Here is a 16944-nt window from a genome sequence, read left to right on the forward strand (position 1 = left end):
TTTTTTTAAAAAATTAAGAAAAAATTCCTTTATTTTTCACAGGATTAGTGTATAGTATATAAGTGGTAATCTGGAGGCAGTAAGACAAAATCTGGAGGCAGTAATTATGAAAAAGAAATGGACGATCATCATACCGGCTGTATTATGCATTATGATGGCTGTTTGTGCATGTACGAAGAAGGAAGAGAAGCCGAAGTTCACAGGTGATAAGACAGAGGAACCGCCATATCAGGATAATCTGAATGCGATTTCCCCGTCTGCTTACAATAATGTGAAGGGGCTTAATTTAAAGCCGGGGTCATATATATCAATTATAGGTAAGGATGACAGTTCTGCTTATTGGAAGGCAATTAAGAAGGGCGTAGAGCAGGCAGCCGATGATCTGAATAAAGAACTTGGTTACTCTGGTGATGATAAGATCAAGGTCACCTACAATGCTCCCAGTCAGATGGAGAACATTGATGAACAGGTAAATATATTGGATGAAGAATTGGCACGTTACCCCGATGCAATTGGGATTGCGAGCATTGATGCAGATGCCTGCACGGTCCAATTCGATCTTGCAACAGAGAATGGAATTCCGATTATAGCGTTAGATTCCGGGAATTCCTATCAGGGAATTCAGTGTACGATCAAGACAGATAATGATCAGGCCGCCCGGACTGGGGCATATAAGCTGAGCAATCAAATTGAGAATAAGGGAGAAGTCCTGCTTCTCGTACATGATTCTAAGTCAACGACGGGAAGAGAGCGGGAAAGCAGTTTTCAAAAGGAAATCACAGAGAATTATCCAGATGTGAAGGTTGTTGAGACGTTATACTTGGATAAGATGGATGATTTAAAGAAGGCTATTGTAGAAGAGAAGAATAAGGCTAAGAAAGAGAATGAAAAGGAGATATCCGCTGACAGTCTGACAGACGAGGATGTCATCGAGTATTACCTGGAGAAACATCCGAATATCAAGGGATGCTTCGGTACGAATGTAACGGCCACACAGCTTGGGCTTTCTGCTCTCAAAGAGGCGGACAAGCTGGAGAATGTTGTTTTAATGGGATTTGACGGAGGAAAAGAACAGATTGAGGCATTAAAGGCCGGAGAGATCAAGGGACTTGTAATCCAGAATCCATTTGGTATCGGGTATGCATCTGTTATCGCTGCATCCAGAACGATTCTGGAGACAGGGAACGAGGCAGTTGTGGATACCGGATATATCTGGGTGACACAGGATAACCTGGAGGAGGAGTCCATTCAGAATATGCTGTATGAATAGAGGATGACCCGATCAAGGACGCAGACAAGTGAATTATAAGTATCTGCTTTGATGGTGAAAAGGACGCTGAAATGTAAAGAAAAGAGAATGGATTTCTCTAATACTTTACATTTCAGCGTCCTTTTCAAGATTAACTTTCTTTTCTGCTGAGGGAGAAGATGAACTCCGTTCCGACTCCTTCAGTGCTGATTACATTAATATGTTCATCATGTGCCTGGATTGCTTCCTTTACAATGGCAAGTCCGAGTCCAGTTCCTTTCTTATCTTTTCCCCGGGACAGGTCTGATTTGTAAAAACGTTCCCAAATTTTATTCAGCTCTTTGCGGGGAATTCCAATACCAGAATCTTTTACAGAAACAAAGATTTTCTCACCCCGTTCGGATACCTCAACTGTAACGGTCGATTCGTTTTCACTGAATTTAATTGCATTGTCAATCAGATTATATAAAACCTGCTGTATTTTTCTGCGGTCTGCATATACAGTGGCGGCATCCGGCAGAAGTAAGAGATTAATGGAAATTCGTTTCGGAGTACATGCGCCCTCGAAGGAGGCAGCGGTATTCTTGATCATTTCCTGGATATCAAATTCTGTTTTGTCCAGAAGCAGCTCTTTTGTATCAAACTCGTTCAGTGTCAGAAGATCCTTGGTCAAATCGGTCAGACGCTCTGTCTCAAATAGAATGATATTCAGGTACTTTCCGTACAGCTCAGGCGGGATGGTACCGTCGGCCATGGCCTGTATATATCCTTTGATCGAGGTCAGCGGAGACCTGAAATCGTGGGAAACATTTGCTACGATCTTCTTCTGATATTCTTCCATATCTCTGAGTTGGGCAGACATGTAGTTCAAGGAAGCGGAAAGATACCCCATCTCATCGTGTGTATTCACTGGAATCTCATAGGTCAGGTTGCCGGAGGCATACTGGGTAGCCGCCTCCGTTATCAGCCGCAGTGGACGGTAGATAAAGAAGTGGAAGGCCAGGAGAATGCTGAACGAAAGAATATAGATGACAATCACTGTAATGTAAATCGGCAGCATCATCCTGTTGCAGATCGCCTGAATATAGGAGACTGGCTTATGGATGAGAAGGTAGCCCTTGATGTAAAAGCCCTGTGTGACAGGTGCCATAACGGTAATTACATCCTCCTCAAAATACCCGTGATAATCGCCTATCATATACTGGCTGCTGCCGATCTCAGCCGGGTCAAAATTCTCAATTGCTTCCGGGGCTGTCGTATCATCCAGGTTAGCAGAGGTGATCAGGGTTCCATCGGCCTCAACGAACCAAAGCGATGAATTCAGATACAGCTTCATCGCCTTTAATTGGGAATGGACTGCCCAAGAAGAAGCCTCCTCCTGAAAATAGGAAGGAAGATAGTCTGTAGCGATTAAATTGGCTTCCTGATATAGGTTCTGTGAGTCATTCTGCTCCAGACGGTCCAGCATGAGCTGGCTGGGCAGAATACCAACAGTAAAAAAACTCAAAAAACCAAATATGATATAGATAATAATAAACTTTAAGTACAAGGTACTTTTCATGCCGCACTTCCTTTATTGTGAATATCATCCTGTTGCTGATCCGGCAAAAGACCGCATTTATTTTACTTCGAATTTGTAACCAATCCCCCATACTGTACTGAGTCCCCAGGATGGATGGTCTTTGATCTTCTCACGCAGACGCTTGATATGGACATCGACTGTTCTGGTGTCCCCGATATACTCATACCCCCAAATCTGGTCTAAAAGCTGCTCCCGCGTAAATACCTGATTGGGTGAGGCTGCTAGGAAATAGAGCAGCTCCAGCTCCTTTGGCGGCATATCGACCTGGTGGCCATCACAGACAACGGCATAATTCGTCAGGTTAATCGTCAGTCCGTCATATTCAACGCATTTTGTCTTGTCCTCAACTGGTTCTTCCGCTTTTACAGGATTGTACCGTCTCAGGACCGCACGGACCCTTGCGACCATCTCTTTGGAGTCGAAGGGCTTCATGATATAGTCGTCAGCCCCAAGTTCCAATCCAAGGACCTTATCAAAGACCTCGCCCTTGGCTGACAGCATAATAATCGGTGTGGAAGCCTTCGCCCGAATCTCCCGGCATACCTGGTAGCCGTCGATTCCCGGCAGCATGAGATCCAGCAGGATCAGGTTCGGGTGATATGTCTCAAAGGCTGACAGGGCATCCTCCCCATTGTACACAATCTTCGTATCAAAACATTCCTTCACCAAATAGAGTGAGATCAGCTCTGCAATATTCTCATCATCATCAACAATCAAGATTTTCTGTTTCGTAACCATAAGCAGCCTCCTTCAAAGGGGTCAGGCCCTTTTGATCTCCGTATTCTGATAAACCGGACAATTTAAGGGGATAACCCTGGTTTCTGTTATATTGTATGTTATTTTAATTCAACTATTGTGACACCTGCGTCCCCTTCGCCAAATTCTGCAAGCCGGTAAGACTTCACATGTTTTTGCCTGCGGAGGTATTCGTGGATGCCTTTTCTAAGAGCACCGGTCCCTTTTCCATGTACCACACGGACCGTATTCAAGTGGGACAGAAGTGCATCATCCAGATACTTATCTAATTCGGAGACCGCTTCATCCACTGTCTTACCGAGAAGGTTGATCTCAGGTCTTACTGACAGTGACTTGCTCATCTTTAATCTTCCCTTTGAAGTGCCCTTCTTTGTCTTTACGGAATAGGATGGCGCTTCTTCGATGATCTCCAGGTCAGAAATGTTGACTTGTGAGCGCAGTATTCCCATCTGTACAGTCAGGTTGCCGCGGGAATCTGGCAGAGAGCTGACTGTTCCTGTCAGATTCATGCTCAATACTTTGACAGATTCGCCGAGCTTGAAGTCGCTTGGCTTATAGGTCTTCTGCTGCTTCTGTACAGGCAGTGCATTGGCAGAGGAGGTCTCTTTGATTTTCTGGCGGAGGCGTTCACGCTCTTTTTCCATCTCTGCGGCAGAAATATTCTCTTTTCCGAATTTGCGGAAATTCTTCATCGTCTCATCAGCCAGTTCTTTTGCTTCACGCAGGATACTGCTTGCCTTTTCATTGGCTTCCTTGAGAATCCGCTCACGCTGTTCCTCGATCCGCTCCTGCTTCTGCTTTGCCTGAACCTTCAATGCTTCAATTTCGCGTTTGTAAGCGTTGATTGCTTCTTGTTCCTTTTCGATAGTACGTTTACTTGTCTCTAAATCGGTCAAAAGGTCTTCGAAGGAAACATCCTGCTCGGATAAACGCTCCTTAGCATCCTCGATAATATAATCAGGCAACCCTAATTTCCCGGAAATAGCAAATGCATTACTTTTTCCAGGAATACCGATCAGCAGACGATAAGTTGGTTTTAAGCTCTCAACATCAAATTCACAGCAGGCATTCTCCACACCGGGGGTAGAAAGGGCATAGACCTTAAGCTCGCTGTAATGTGTGGTCGCCATGGTACGGATATTGCGTTTGTGCAGATGAGAGAGAATGGCGATAGCAAGTGCCGCCCCTTCTGTTGGATCTGTTCCGGCACCAAGCTCATCGAATAGTACCAGGGACTTCTCATCCACATCTTTTAAGAAGGAAACAATGTTCGTCATATGTGAGGAGAAGGTACTCAGGCTCTGCTCGATGCTCTGTTCATCTCCGATATCCGCATAGACCTGGTGAAATACAGCCAGCTCCGAGCGGTCACCTGCCGGAATATGCAGGCCGGCCTGCCCCATCAATGTAAATAAGCCGACTGTTTTTAATGAGACGGTCTTACCACCTGTATTTGGTCCTGTGATGATAAGAAGGGAAAAATCTTCGCCTAGTGAAACTGTAATCGGTACGACCTTCTTTGGGTCCAGCAGCGGATGACGTCCCTCGCGGATGCGAATGCGGCCTTCGGTATTCAGTACTGGACGACTGCCATTCATGGAGAGGGCCAATGCACCTCTTGCAAAAATAAAGTCCAACTCAGTCAGTAATTTGTAATTCGTACGGATTTCTTCTATATATACTGCGGTCTCCTCGCTCAATCTGGCAAGGATGACCTGTATCTCTTCCTGTTCTTTTGCATAAAGCTCTTTCAGATCGTTATTCAGTTTTACAACAGCCATCGGCTCTATAAATAAAGTAGAGCCAGTGGAGGATTGATCGTGAATCAGACCATTCACCTGGCTGCGGTATTCCGCCTTGACGGGTACGCAGTAACGGTCCCCTCTCATGGTAATAATAGGGTCCTGAAGATAGGTGCGTAGTGAACCATTCACAAGATTGGTAAGGGTCGCATGGACCTTATCATTCAGGGAATTGATGCTGCGGCGGATACTTTTCAGAGTACTGCTTGCTTCATCACTAATCTCATCCTCCGCAGGAATACATCGTTCAATCTCTGTTGTGAGTGGTGTCAGGGGTTCAAGCTGCTCAAAATAAACGTCCAGACAATCTGCCAGTTCATCCTGTGTGTCATGGCGTCCATAGGACTTCGCACGAGCTGCGGTCTGCAAAAGCTTACAGATACGCAGGAGCTCCCCGCTTCCAATGGCACCGCCGATTTCCAGACGCTTTAAAGATTCCCCGACCGGAAATGCATCACTCAGAGAAATTCGTCCTTTTTTAATAATCCTGGTAAATGCGGCCGCTGTCTGCTCCTGAAGGGTGTCGATTCGCTCCAGGTCGGTCAAAGGCTTGATCTTCCTGCAGAGCTGTCTGCCCCTCATGGAGGATGCCTGTTCTTCTAATAATGTAATAATTTTATCAAATTCTAATTTATATATTGTTTTTTGATTCATTTTCTTCACCTTTTGCTTAAGTTCATAGGTACATTCTACCTTATTTAATGGATATTGAAAAGGACAAATTGAAAAGGATAAATATTGAACAATCCCAGGGAATCGGTTATACTATAGACTAAAGGAGATTAGAGCCTATGCCGTACGATGAAGAGCCGAAGCAAAAGCCGGAAAAAGGATTGGAAGAGCAGAAAGAAGAACAATTTTCTTTTTTGCAGGAGACGATTAAACCCAAACCAGTCACCAGAAGAAAGATTCTGACCCAGCTTGCAAGAGTGGGGATTTATGGACTGATTTTCGGAACGTTTGCCTGCCTTGGTTTTTTTGCGCTCAAACCGTGGGCACAGAACCAGTTCCAAGGAGATCCTAAGACTGTGACGATTCCAGCAGATGAGGAGCCACAGGATGAGCCGGATAAGGAGACGGAGCCAGTAGTACAGCAGGCCCCTGCTTTGGATGCGGATAGTTTTAAGGAAATGATGAAAAGCGTCTTTGAAATCGCAAAAGAGGCGAACAAATGCGTCGTTTCTATCCAGCCGGAAAAAGAGGATTCTGTTCTTATGACACAGGGAAGCGGGACAGAGGACAGTAATGCGGGCATTATAGTGGCAGATAATGGGCAGGAGCTCCTTGTGCTTTGTGACAATTCAATCTGTGAAGATACAAAGAAGTGGACGGTGACCTTTTCAGATAACACACAATATGGTGCGAATCTAAAGAAGCAGGATAAGAACAGTGGATTTGCCGTATTTGCGGTTCCACGTATCAAGATCACGAAGGCAACATGGAATAATATCGATGTAGCCACCTTAGGCAATTCGAATCTGGTCACAAAGGGTGACATAACGATTGCTTTGGGGAACACATTTGGTTATGCAGATGGAGTGGGATATGGAATCATCAGTTCCAATGAATATCTGGAGAATCTGGCGGATGGTCAGCGCCGTGTATTAGCGACAGATATCCCGGCGTCTGCAAATGGAACTGGAATCTTATTCAATCTGTCCGGTGAAGTGATCGGGATGGTAAAACCTGACATTTGGGGCGAAAGCGGCTCCAATACAGCTAAGGCACTGGCGGTTTCTGATCTAAAAGCCATGATCCAGCTTCTGGTTAATGGCGAAAGCGTACCATATGTGGGAATTTACGGTACGACCATCAATGATGCAGTGGCAAAAGAGCAGGAGATGCCGACCGGGATTTATGTTACTCAGGTAAGGGCTGATTCGCCGGGAATGGCAGCAGGAATTCAGAATGGTGATGTCCTGCAGGAGATTGCAGGGGAGAAGCTTTCCAATCTTTTATCATATGAGAAGGCAGTGCTTGACTGTAAGGTAGGGCAGACTGTTAAAATAAAAGGCAAACGACGCGGGGCCGGCGGGTATGTAGATATTGACTTCAATGTTGTCGTGGGGAGCCTGGAATAGACAGAGTATCTGTATGACAGGGAAAATGTAATGATAGCTTTAGGTTTAGAAAAAAGATGACATTTACATGCTAGTAAGGAAACATTTAAAAGGAAAATGTATAAGGTGAGACGGCTGCCGGAAACATGGCAGCCGCAACTATGTAAAAAGGATATGAATTGCAGGATGATTGGGTTTGCAGTGAATATAGAATGGAGGAAATCATGAAATTTATTAACGAATTACACGAGGGAGAGACAATACGCGGCATTTATCTTTGTAAGGGAAAACGTTCCGCAGAGACGAGAAATGGGAAACCTTATGATAATGTGCTGCTTCAAGATAAAACGGGAACACTGGATGGGAAAGTATGGGACCCCAATTCACAGGGAATCGCAGATTATGATGAAAAGGATTTCATTGAAGTATTCGGTGAGGTGATCAGCTATAACAATAATCTTCAGCTTAATATTAAGCAGATCAGAAAGGCAAGTGAAGGAGAATACGATCCGGCAGATTATATGCCGACCTCAGAAAAAAGTGTGGAAGGAATGTATGAGGAACTACTTTCCTACATACGCCAGATTTCTAATGATTACCTGAGAAAGCTGGTGGAATATTATTTTGTAGAGGATGCTGAGTTCATCAAGGGATTCAAAGGACATTCCGCAGCGAAGACCGTGCATCATGGGTTTGCCGGAGGATTATTAGAGCATACGTTAAGCGTGGTGAAGATGTGTGAATATTTTGCAGGTACCTATTCTATTTTAAATAAGGATCTGCTCATTGCATCTGCTATCTGCCATGATATCGGGAAAACGAAGGAGCTGTCTGCATTTCCGGATAATGACTATACAGACGATGGTCAGTTATTAGGACATATTGTAATCGGTGTAGAGATGGTGGGTGAGGCTGTGCGTGCTATTCCTGGATTTCCAGATAAGCTTGCGAGTGAACTGAAGCACTGCATTATTTCACATCATGGTGAACTAGAATATGGATCACCGAAAAAACCGGCTTTGGCGGAGGCATTTGCTCTGAATTTGGCAGACAATGCAGATGCAAAGATGCAGACATTGACGGAAATATTCAAAGATAAGACCGGGACAGACTGGCTGGGATATAATCGAATGTTCGAGACGAATCTCAGGAAAACATCGATATAGAAATAAGATAATATGGACGAGATATGAGGGACGTGGTTTTGTAAAAAGCCGCGTCCTAAGTTAAAATAATAGGAACAACAGCTATTATATGAATTGAGCAAGTAGTGATGTAGATTGTAAAAAGGGGTACTTTTATGCAGAAGAATGAAATTGCCAGAGTGACAATTGAAGATATAGGTGTGAATGGTGAGGGTATAGGCAAGGTGAATGGCTATACCTTATTTATTAAGGATGCTGTAATTGGAGATGTAGTGGAAGCCAAGGTGATAAAGGCAAAAAAGAATTATGGTTACGCGAGGCTGATGAAGATTCTTACGCCTTCGCCGGACCGGGTAGAACCTAGATGCCCATTTGCTCGTAAATGCGGCGGATGCCAGATTCAGGAAATGTCTTATGAGAAGCAGCTTGAGTTTAAGAACAGGAAGATCAGGGGCAATCTGGAACGAATCGCAGGATTTTCGCCAGACCTGTTGGACAAGGTGATGGAGCCAATCGTTGGGATGGAAGAACCATTTTATTATAGAAATAAAGCACAATTTCCTTTTGGAACGGACAAGGAAGGGAATCCGATCACGGGATTTTATGCAGGAAGGACTCATGACATCATAGCAAATACAGACTGTGCTTTAGGTGTATCCGTGAACCAAGAAATCCTGGAGATCGTGCTGGACTTCATGAAAGAATATAGGATTGCTTCTTACGATGAGAAAAGTGGGAATGGACTGATACGTCACGTATTGATTCGTTATGGCTTTACAACAAAGGAGATCATGGTATGCCTGGTAATCAATGGGAAGAAGATTCCCCGCGGTGAGGAATTGGCGGAAAGACTGAAAAAAATCGACGGTATGACCAGTATTACGATTAGCTCTAATATGAAGAATACCAATGTGATTATGGGAGAGAGTTATGAAACTTTGTGGGGACAGGGTTTTATTACAGATTATATCGGAGATGTGAAGTATCAGATCTCCCCGTTGTCTTTTTATCAGGTGAACCCAGTTCAGACGGAAAAGCTTTATGGGCTGGCGCTTGATTATGCCGGGCTGAAAGGGGATGAGACAGTCTGGGATCTGTATTGTGGAATTGGGACGATTTCCCTGTTTTTGGCGCAGAAGGCGAAACAGGTCTACGGTGTTGAGATTGTACCACAGGCGATTGAGGATGCCCAGAATAACGCACGAATCAATGGGATTGAGAATGCGAAGTTCTATGTCGGAAAAGCAGAAGAGGTGCTGCCGGAATATTATCGGGAGTATGAAAAGGAACATCCGGGGGAGGCAGCACATGCAGATGTGATCGTGGTGGATCCGCCGAGAAAAGGATGTGAGGAATCCCTGTTGAAGACAATGGTGGATATGAAGCCGGAGAAGATCGTGTATGTGAGTTGTGACTCAGCTACGCTGGCACGGGATCTGAAAGTGCTCTGCGGGGAAGGGTATCAGGTGGAGAGAGTGAGAGGAGTGGATCAATTTCCGATGACGGGACATGTGGAAACAGTTGTACTTTTGTCCAAACTAAAATCAACCAAGTCTATCGAAGTGGAAATTAAACTTGATGAGATGGATTTAACACAGGCAGAGAGCAAGGCAACCTATGCAGAAATAAAGGAATATGTCTTGAAGAATACAGGACTAAAAGTATCGCAGTTGTATATTGCACAGGTAAAAAGAAAACACGGTATCATTGAGAGAGTCAATTACAATACAGGTAATGGTAAAGCAAAGATTCCCCAAGTGCCATTAGAAAAAGAACAAGCTATTGAAGAAGCACTAAGGCATTTTAAGATGATTTGACGAAGTATAACAGGTTGAATTTTATAGTAGCCTGGAGGATATAAGTAGTAAAGTATTGTGTAAATAAAAATCCGGTAGCGTAGGATAATTGTATTCCTGCATTACCGGATTTTTTTATTTTATGAATTCCATTATATCTCCCGGTTGACAATCTAAAAAGGCACATATCTTACAAAGCACATCTGTTGTTACGCTTTCTCCTTTTGACAATTTTGCAAGTGTGGGAGCAGAAATCACTTCTAATAAATCAGTTTTCTTCATGTCACGACGTGAAAGCAAGTCAAACAACTTATAATATTTCATCATAAAATCACCACCTTAATTCGTATAAGTAGATTCTAACATATTATTTATGAAAGTGAAAGGAATTTTAGCAAACGCTAATATTTATGTTGACAAAAATATAAGTATATGCTAATATAAAATCAGTAAATACAAAATAAATATTATTATACACTTAAAAAATATATGTGGATTAACAGATGATTCATTACAATGAAAGCAACCACATCACTCTGGCGGGTAGATGTGAAGGTCCGAAGTCCTTAGAAATGCTGACGGGTTGCAATGTGGCGTTGTAATGTTGGTTGACAAGTTCCGGCCGGGTTTAATGTGAACCGGGCGCTGTGGGAGAATTAAACCTGTGTTTTTGTACCACGGCTATAAATCAGATTCATCCACTAAAAGTCAGGGATCTTACAACGCCAATTCTGCTGCAATATTTAACGGGAACATATTTACCTTACAGTATTGCTTCATACTTATAAAATCAGTCTGATACGTTTTGTCTATGGTGTACCTATCAGGTTCGTGGAAAGTTCTGAACAAAATCTCGTGCGATACTGTGAATTTTATAAAGGGTGGTAGAGAATATGAGAAAAGACAAGAGAACATTGAAGGTCTGCGAGCAGTCCGGATATAAATATAAGCCGACACCGGCTCTTATGTTAAAGGGCGCATGGCTGGAAGAGTGGGGGTTTACATCCAATATGTCTGTGGATGTTCAGTGTGAGGAGGGAAAGCTGGTCATCACACCAAAGGAGGAAGCAAACTATGTTGATGCTTTTGAGGCGCAGATGGCGTGCTTCATAGCGGAAGAGAAAGGGGAATTTTGATTATGGGAAAGATTTATATGGTTGGTTCACAGAAAGGGGGCGTGGGTAAAACCACGACCACCTTGAACCTGGCTTATTTCCTGCAGAAGATGGGGAAAAAGGTGCTGGCAGTGGATTTTGACAGTCAGGCAAACCTGACTGCCTGTTTGGGGATTGTGAATACAGGGGAACTGGAGAATACGATTGGGCATTTGATGATGGCGGAGATGGAAGATGCGAAACTGCCCGCTCCTAAGAGGTACATAAGGACGAAAGAGGGGATAGATTTTATTCCGGCTTCCATTTATTTATCAGTGGTGGATGCAAAACTGAGGCTGGAAATGGGAGCGGAAAAGATGCTGTCCGGGATATTGGAACCTCTGCGTGAGAAATACGATTATATTTTAATTGATACCTGTCCGTCTTTGGGGACGCTCACCATCAATGCGCTGGCGGCGGCTGATGATGTGATTATCACGGTGAATCCACAGCTTCTTGCGATGATGGGGATGCAGGATTTTCTGAAAACTGTGATGAAGATTAAGCGGAGGATTAACCCAAAGCTGGAGATTGCGGGGATTCTGCTGACCATGTGCGACACCAGGACAAAGTTGTGTAAGGTGCTGACGGAGCAGGTGGAAGATTGTTTTCAGGGGCAGGTTCGGATATTTGAAACAAGGATTCCCAATACGGTAAAGGTTGGGGAGAGCATTTATTACAGTATGCCGGTTGGTCAGTACAGCCTTAAGTCAAGCGCAAGTATTGCCTATTGGAAGTTCACGAAGGAGTTGATTGCAGATGAAGGCTGATGCCCCGAAGAGAAAGATTTTTAATGATGCTGTGGATTTGTTATGCGGGGCGGATGACCAATCTGCCCCGGAGAATGGGATTCAGATGCTTCCCATTGATAATATCCGCCCGTTCAGGAATCATCCATTCCGGCTGTATGAGGGGGAGCGGCTGGAGGATATGGTGGAGAGCATCAGGGAGCATGGGATTTTAAGCCCGGTGATTGTCTGGAAGAATCCGGAGGGCTATGAAATGCTTGCCGGGCATAACCGTCAGAATGCGGCTAAACTGGCAGGGCTGACAGAAGTGCCGGCCATTGTGAAGACGGATCTGACGGAACAAGAAGCCTATGTATATGTGATTGAGACCAATGTGATGCAGAGGGGATTTGCAGAACTGCTCCCATCAGAGAAGGCTGCGGTGCTGGCAGAGCGGTATGAGAAAGTGAGCAGCCAGGGAAAGCGCAATGATATCCTGCAGGAGATTGCAAAGCTGAATGGGGCGGACACAGAAACTTGTGGACATGATGTCCACAAGTTGAAAGGCCGGGATGCGGTTGGGGAAGAGTATGGAATGACTGGAAGGAATATTGCCAGATACATCCGGGTGAACCAGCTGGAGAAGTCTTTAAAGAAGCATCTGGATGAGGGGGAGCTTTCTCTGGTGTCAGCTGTGGAGCTTTCGCATCTGTCTCCGAAGGAACAGAAAATCATATCTAAAATGGCGGAACAGGGGAAGATAAGGCTCAATTCCAATACGGTCAAGAGTATAAAGGCTTTGGCGGGAGAGGTGACGGAGAAAAGTGTTCTGGAGCATGTCGGGCATAAGAAAGAAAAGAAGAGAGATGCCTGTAAAACGATACAGCTTTCCTTAAATGTGTATGAGAGGTTTTTTTCAGATGTGAAGGCTGAGGATGTGGCTGGAATTGTGGAGGAGGCATTGGAGGCGTGGTTTACAGAAAGCAGGGGGAGAGAGGTTGTTTAATGAACGTGACATAGGGATGCTGGATAGATCGTATTTTAATATTGTCCTGGCGGCAGACTATGATGTGACTGTCCAGTCTAAGAATACCGGACATTTCTGGTATATCCATAATCCGGAGCATCTGGGGACGGGAGCCTGTGTGATCTTCCATAAGCACAGGGCATCCCACCCGTATCATTTACATGGGAGAGCCAGAAATCTGCATCAGGCAGTCAGAAATATTAAGAAGCATGATGTGTTCCAGATGAATGGGAGAAGATAGGTTGGATATTGTGTTCATATTGAAAAAGCATTACCGTGATTCTGGTCAGAAGGTGTGTGGGAAATAAACGTGAAGAGTTTAATCGCATGATTGAGGAGTGCATGGTAGGCCGCATTGACATGATTATTACAAAGTCCATCAGCCGATTTGCCAGAAACACCCTGGATTGTCTGAAATACATCCGTCAGCTGAAAGATAGAAACATCCCCGTGTTCTTTGGAAAAGGAAAACATAAATACGATGGATTCCAAGGGTGAGGCATTGCTTACCATCATGGCATCACTGGCACAGCAGGAATCGGAATCTTTAAGTAAGAATGTGAAGCTGGGATTGCAGTTCCGTTATCAGAATGGTGAAGTTCAGGTCAATCATAAGCGCTTTTTTGGATACACCAAAGATTCGGAGGGGCATCTGATTGTTGAACCGAAGGAAGCCGAGGTGGTCAAACGAATATACCGTGAATATCTGGAAGGGGCAAGCCTTAAGCAGATCGGGGCGGGTCTGGAGGCAGACGGTGTCCTGACGGTGGCAGGAAAGAAAAAGTGGCGTCCGGAAACGCTGAAGAAGATACTGCAAAATGAAAAGTATATCGGAGATGCGCTCCTTCAGAAAACCTACACCGTGGATTTTCTCACAAAAAAGCGTGTAAAGAATAATGGCATTGTTCCACAGTATTATGTAGAGAACAGCCATGAGCCTATCATTCCCCGTGCACTTTATATGCAGGCGCAGGAAGAAATGGTGCGAAGAGCGAACCTCCACAGCGGTGCAAAACGGAGGAAGCGGGTATACAGCAGTGAGTATGCTTTATCCAGTATCGTCTACTGCTCAAAGTGCGGTGACATTTACAGAAGAATAGCATGGAATAATCGGGGAAAGCATTCCACAGTCTGGCGGTGCTGTACCCGTGTGGAGCATGGTCCACAGTGCTGCGATGCGCCAACGGTGCAGGAAACAGAATTGCAGGCTGCGGTCATGCAGGCAATCAACACTGCTTACCATAGCCGGGATGCTGTGCTTGAACAGTTGCAGCAGAATATCGATGCAGTACTTTCTGAAGCAGAACGGCCTACTGATAATGTGGACGGCAGGCTGGAGGAGCTGCAAAAGGAACTGCTGAAACTTGCCAACAGCAAAGCGGATTACACGGAGGTTGCGGATGAAATAGATCGCCTCCGGGAAATGAAGCAGAATACTTTGGTGGAAAATGCCGAACGGGATGGCTTAAAACAACGGATTGCCGAGATGGTGGATTTCTTAAAAGACCAAAATGCAGATATCGAAGGTTACGATGAGGCACTGGTCAGAAAGATGATTGAAAAAGTCATGGTTTACGAAGAAAAGTTTGTAGTAGAATTCAAGTCAGGCATCAGCCTGGAGGTGGAGCGATAATCGGATATGTGTATTTTATAATGGAGCAGCATTCATAAAAGGTGCTGCTCCTAGATATTGTTATGGCGCATTAAAACTTGCTCTTAGACAGATATCCCCATTAGGATGCTTTTCAATTATCAAATAAAGCCTTCAATATCCACCTCAAATTTATCGTAAATGAAATCAAGAAGTTCTGCCGCTGTAGGGATGTTTCCCTTTTTCTTTATCCGTTCCCAATATCGCTTGTTCTCAGAAGCCAGACCCTCTGCTATATAGTTATCAAACATTGCAGTGAACTCATCTTCTGTTTTGCCGCTGCGTTCAGCCATATGCTGCAGGACAGTCTTTCCATCAAATCGTTTGCCCTGCATATATGACTTGCTGTATGCCAGACGGATTGACCGGAGGGCATTTTCTTTTTTCTGTTTTATTTTGTTGGCAGTAGTATTTTCGGATCTGGCAACTTTTGTGTATCTCTTCAAGTAATAGCATTTTAGGATATTGATTTGCTCCAGAGTTAAAGTGCACGTCAACTATTGAAACCGCCGTGTATCGAACGGTATGCACGGTGGTGTAAGAGGACGGCGGTTAGTCACCGCCTCCTACTTGATCCTGTACAGATATTTTGCTTACACTTGATTGATTTGATGTGAGATGGTTTGCTTTATCAAATTCAGAAAAGCTTTTGCTGCCGGAGAGAATACCTGATATTTCTTTGTTACGATATACAAATCAACAGACAGTTCCGGGGTGATAGGGCGAAAGGCCAAATTTCTTCCTGCAGTATTTACTAATTGATCAAGGCATAGTGCGTAACCGACACCTCGTTCTACTAAGTAAGTGGCGTTATGAATTAAATTGTAGGTTGCAACTACATTTAACACAGATTCATCTGTTCCGAACCAGTCTAAGTCTTGATGACCGGAAAAAGTTTGCTCTGCCAAAATCAGGGGCAGTGTTTTTAGCTGGTCAATATTGATAAATTCCTGCTCAGCCAATATGCAGTTTTCAGGCATTAAAAGACCGAATATATCTTTCCTGTGTATGTTGAGATAGTCGTACCTTTCTTGTCGGATTGGACCGAGCAGCAATCCCATATCCGCTAATCCCATATCCAATCTTTCCAAAACAGTGTCAGCATCCCCACTGTGAGTATGAAATTTAACTTCCGGATACTGTGTATGAAATGCAGAAAACAGATCGGCAATATAATCCATCACAATGGTTTCACCGCAGCCAATGGTGATATCCCCGCATAGGCGTGTAGAATCTGTTTGAAGAGCAGACTCCGTATTTTCAATAAGTGCCATAATTTCCTGCGCCCGGTTGCGCAAAAAAATACCTTCTTCCGTCAGGGTAATTTTTCGTTTTCCGCGAATAAAAAGCTGTTTCCCCAGTTGCTGTTCCAAATCCATCATCTGTTTAGAGAGTGTGGACTGTGTGATATACAGAGATTCAGCAGCTTTTGTTATATTTTGTTCTCTTGCAATGGCAAGAAAATAATGGAACAATCTTGTTTCAATCATATACAAAGGTTCCTCCCGTTGTTTTCATTTCTTTTAATTATACGCAACATAACTATTCCTGTCAACGATGATAAAACATTATTAACAACTGTTTGTAATGGATTGGCGGCTACAGTATACTTTAAATAGAAAGGATGGAGTAAACCATGAAAGATATTATCTTACATATTGCAGACAGGAAAATCCCGGCGGTATTAAACGACACCGTTGCGGCAAAGGATTTTGAAACACGCCTGCCATTTCACACAGCGGGTTACGATTCCGGTATTGATTATTGCTGTACTGCCGAGGAAGGAAAAAGTGATCCAAATGAGCGTCAGGCAGGATGGAAAAACGGCGATATTAATCTGGCGGGTGGATGGTTTGCGCTGCTGTATGCCGGAGAGGAAGAATCTAAGGCTTATGAGGATTTGATGATTATTGGGCGACTGAAAGATGTGAACGATCTTAAGGGTTTGCCAAAAGCTGTTGAGATTACTGTTACAGCAGCGGATTAAGGAGGTG

General features: G+C 44.1%; 17 protein-coding genes. 11 read left to right on the forward strand and 6 right to left on the reverse strand.

Annotation, left to right across the window (positions count from 1 at the left end; genetic code table 11):
- The first annotated feature begins 106 nt into the window (after nucleotides 1–106).
- Entirely contained in the window at nucleotides 107–1270 is a 1164-nt protein-coding gene (locus HGO97_RS20505) for a substrate-binding domain-containing protein (RefSeq protein ID WP_216244811.1), read from the forward strand.
- Between the two features lie 130 nt (nucleotides 1271–1400).
- Here HGO97_RS20505 and HGO97_RS20510 read toward each other — a convergent pair whose 3' ends face one another.
- The 3 genes from HGO97_RS20510 to HGO97_RS20520 all read right to left on the reverse strand — a co-directional run bounded on the left by HGO97_RS20510 (nucleotide 1401) and on the right by HGO97_RS20520 (nucleotide 6043).
- Entirely contained in the window at nucleotides 1401–2810 is a 1410-nt protein-coding gene (locus tag HGO97_RS20510) for a sensor histidine kinase (RefSeq protein WP_216244813.1), read from the reverse strand.
- A 57-nt stretch (nucleotides 2811–2867) separates the two neighbouring features.
- Complete coding sequence (locus HGO97_RS20515; RefSeq protein ID WP_216244815.1) at nucleotides 2868–3569, reverse strand: response regulator transcription factor; 702 nt, start codon at nucleotides 3567–3569, stop codon at nucleotides 2868–2870.
- A 98-nt stretch (nucleotides 3570–3667) separates the two neighbouring features.
- Entirely contained in the window at nucleotides 3668–6043 is a 2376-nt protein-coding gene (locus tag HGO97_RS20520; RefSeq protein ID WP_216244816.1) for an endonuclease MutS2, read from the reverse strand.
- Between the two features lie 137 nt (nucleotides 6044–6180).
- Between HGO97_RS20520 and HGO97_RS20525 the strand changes: the two genes are divergently transcribed.
- The 3 genes from HGO97_RS20525 to rlmD all read left to right on the forward strand — a co-directional run bounded on the left by HGO97_RS20525 (nucleotide 6181) and on the right by rlmD (nucleotide 10411).
- The gene (locus HGO97_RS20525; protein WP_168866753.1) at nucleotides 6181–7470 is read left to right on the forward strand and encodes a S1C family serine protease; all 1290 of its coding nucleotides are present in this window, start codon (nucleotides 6181–6183) and stop codon (nucleotides 7468–7470) included.
- Between the two features lie 203 nt (nucleotides 7471–7673).
- Complete coding sequence (locus HGO97_RS20530; RefSeq protein ID WP_216244819.1) at nucleotides 7674–8615, forward strand: 3'-5' exoribonuclease YhaM family protein; 942 nt, start codon at nucleotides 7674–7676, stop codon at nucleotides 8613–8615.
- Between the two features lie 134 nt (nucleotides 8616–8749).
- Nucleotides 8750–10411: a 23S rRNA (uracil(1939)-C(5))-methyltransferase RlmD gene (gene rlmD, locus HGO97_RS20535; protein WP_216244820.1), complete on the forward strand. Its 1662-nt coding sequence runs from the start codon at nucleotides 8750–8752 to the stop codon at nucleotides 10409–10411.
- 114 nt (nucleotides 10412–10525) lie between these two features.
- On the opposite strand, the gene HGO97_RS20540 is transcribed toward rlmD, so the two are convergent.
- On the reverse strand, nucleotides 10526–10717 hold the full coding sequence (locus HGO97_RS20540) for a helix-turn-helix domain-containing protein (RefSeq protein WP_216244822.1): 192 nt from the start codon (nucleotides 10715–10717) through the stop codon (nucleotides 10526–10528).
- Nucleotides 10718–11283: 566 nt separating this feature from the next.
- On the opposite strand from HGO97_RS20540, the gene HGO97_RS20545 reads away from it, so the two are divergent.
- The 6 genes from HGO97_RS20545 to HGO97_RS20565 are packed head-to-tail and all read left to right on the forward strand — an operon-like array spanning nucleotide 11284 to nucleotide 14932.
- Nucleotides 11284–11526: a SymE family type I addiction module toxin gene (locus HGO97_RS20545; RefSeq protein ID WP_216244824.1), complete on the forward strand. Its 243-nt coding sequence runs from the start codon at nucleotides 11284–11286 to the stop codon at nucleotides 11524–11526.
- A 2-nt stretch (nucleotides 11527–11528) separates the two neighbouring features.
- Nucleotides 11529–12314, forward strand: a complete 786-nt coding sequence (locus HGO97_RS20550; RefSeq protein WP_216244826.1) for a ParA family protein — start codon at nucleotides 11529–11531, stop codon at nucleotides 12312–12314.
- The gene (locus HGO97_RS20555) at nucleotides 12304–13278 is read left to right on the forward strand and encodes a ParB/RepB/Spo0J family partition protein (protein WP_216244827.1); all 975 of its coding nucleotides are present in this window, start codon (nucleotides 12304–12306) and stop codon (nucleotides 13276–13278) included. Before HGO97_RS20550 ends, HGO97_RS20555 begins: the two co-directional genes overlap by 11 nt.
- Nucleotides 13271–13540 carry a hypothetical protein gene (locus tag HGO97_RS20560; RefSeq protein WP_216244828.1) on the forward strand — a complete coding sequence of 90 codons (270 nt, stop codon included), beginning with the start codon at nucleotides 13271–13273 and terminating at the stop codon, nucleotides 13538–13540. Before HGO97_RS20555 ends, HGO97_RS20560 begins: the two co-directional genes overlap by 8 nt.
- A gap of 56 nt (nucleotides 13541–13596) precedes the next feature.
- Entirely contained in the window at nucleotides 13597–13797 is a 201-nt protein-coding gene (locus tag HGO97_RS24625; protein ID WP_330641311.1) for a recombinase family protein, read from the forward strand.
- The gene (locus HGO97_RS20565; protein WP_330654309.1) at nucleotides 13781–14932 is read left to right on the forward strand and encodes a recombinase family protein; all 1152 of its coding nucleotides are present in this window, start codon (nucleotides 13781–13783) and stop codon (nucleotides 14930–14932) included. The genes HGO97_RS24625 and HGO97_RS20565 overlap by 17 nt, the downstream gene beginning before the upstream one ends.
- A 119-nt stretch (nucleotides 14933–15051) precedes the next feature.
- On the opposite strand, the gene HGO97_RS20570 is transcribed toward HGO97_RS20565, so the two are convergent.
- Together HGO97_RS20570 and HGO97_RS20575 are read right to left on the reverse strand one after the other, a co-directional pair.
- Nucleotides 15052–15396: a hypothetical protein gene (locus HGO97_RS20570; RefSeq protein ID WP_216244829.1), complete on the reverse strand. Its 345-nt coding sequence runs from the start codon at nucleotides 15394–15396 to the stop codon at nucleotides 15052–15054.
- 147 nt (nucleotides 15397–15543) lie between these two features.
- On the reverse strand, nucleotides 15544–16440 hold the full coding sequence (locus tag HGO97_RS20575; RefSeq protein WP_216244830.1) for a LysR family transcriptional regulator: 897 nt from the start codon (nucleotides 16438–16440) through the stop codon (nucleotides 15544–15546).
- Nucleotides 16441–16586: 146 nt separating this feature from the next.
- Here HGO97_RS20575 and HGO97_RS20580 point away from each other — a divergent pair, with 146 nt between their 5' ends.
- Nucleotides 16587–16937: a cyclophilin-like fold protein gene (locus tag HGO97_RS20580; RefSeq protein WP_216244831.1), complete on the forward strand. Its 351-nt coding sequence runs from the start codon at nucleotides 16587–16589 to the stop codon at nucleotides 16935–16937.
- The last annotated feature ends 7 nt before the right edge of the window (nucleotides 16938–16944 follow it).

The organism is Faecalicatena faecalis (assembly GCF_012524165.2).
GTDB lineage: Bacteria > Bacillota > Clostridia > Lachnospirales > Lachnospiraceae > Faecalicatena_A > Faecalicatena_A faecalis.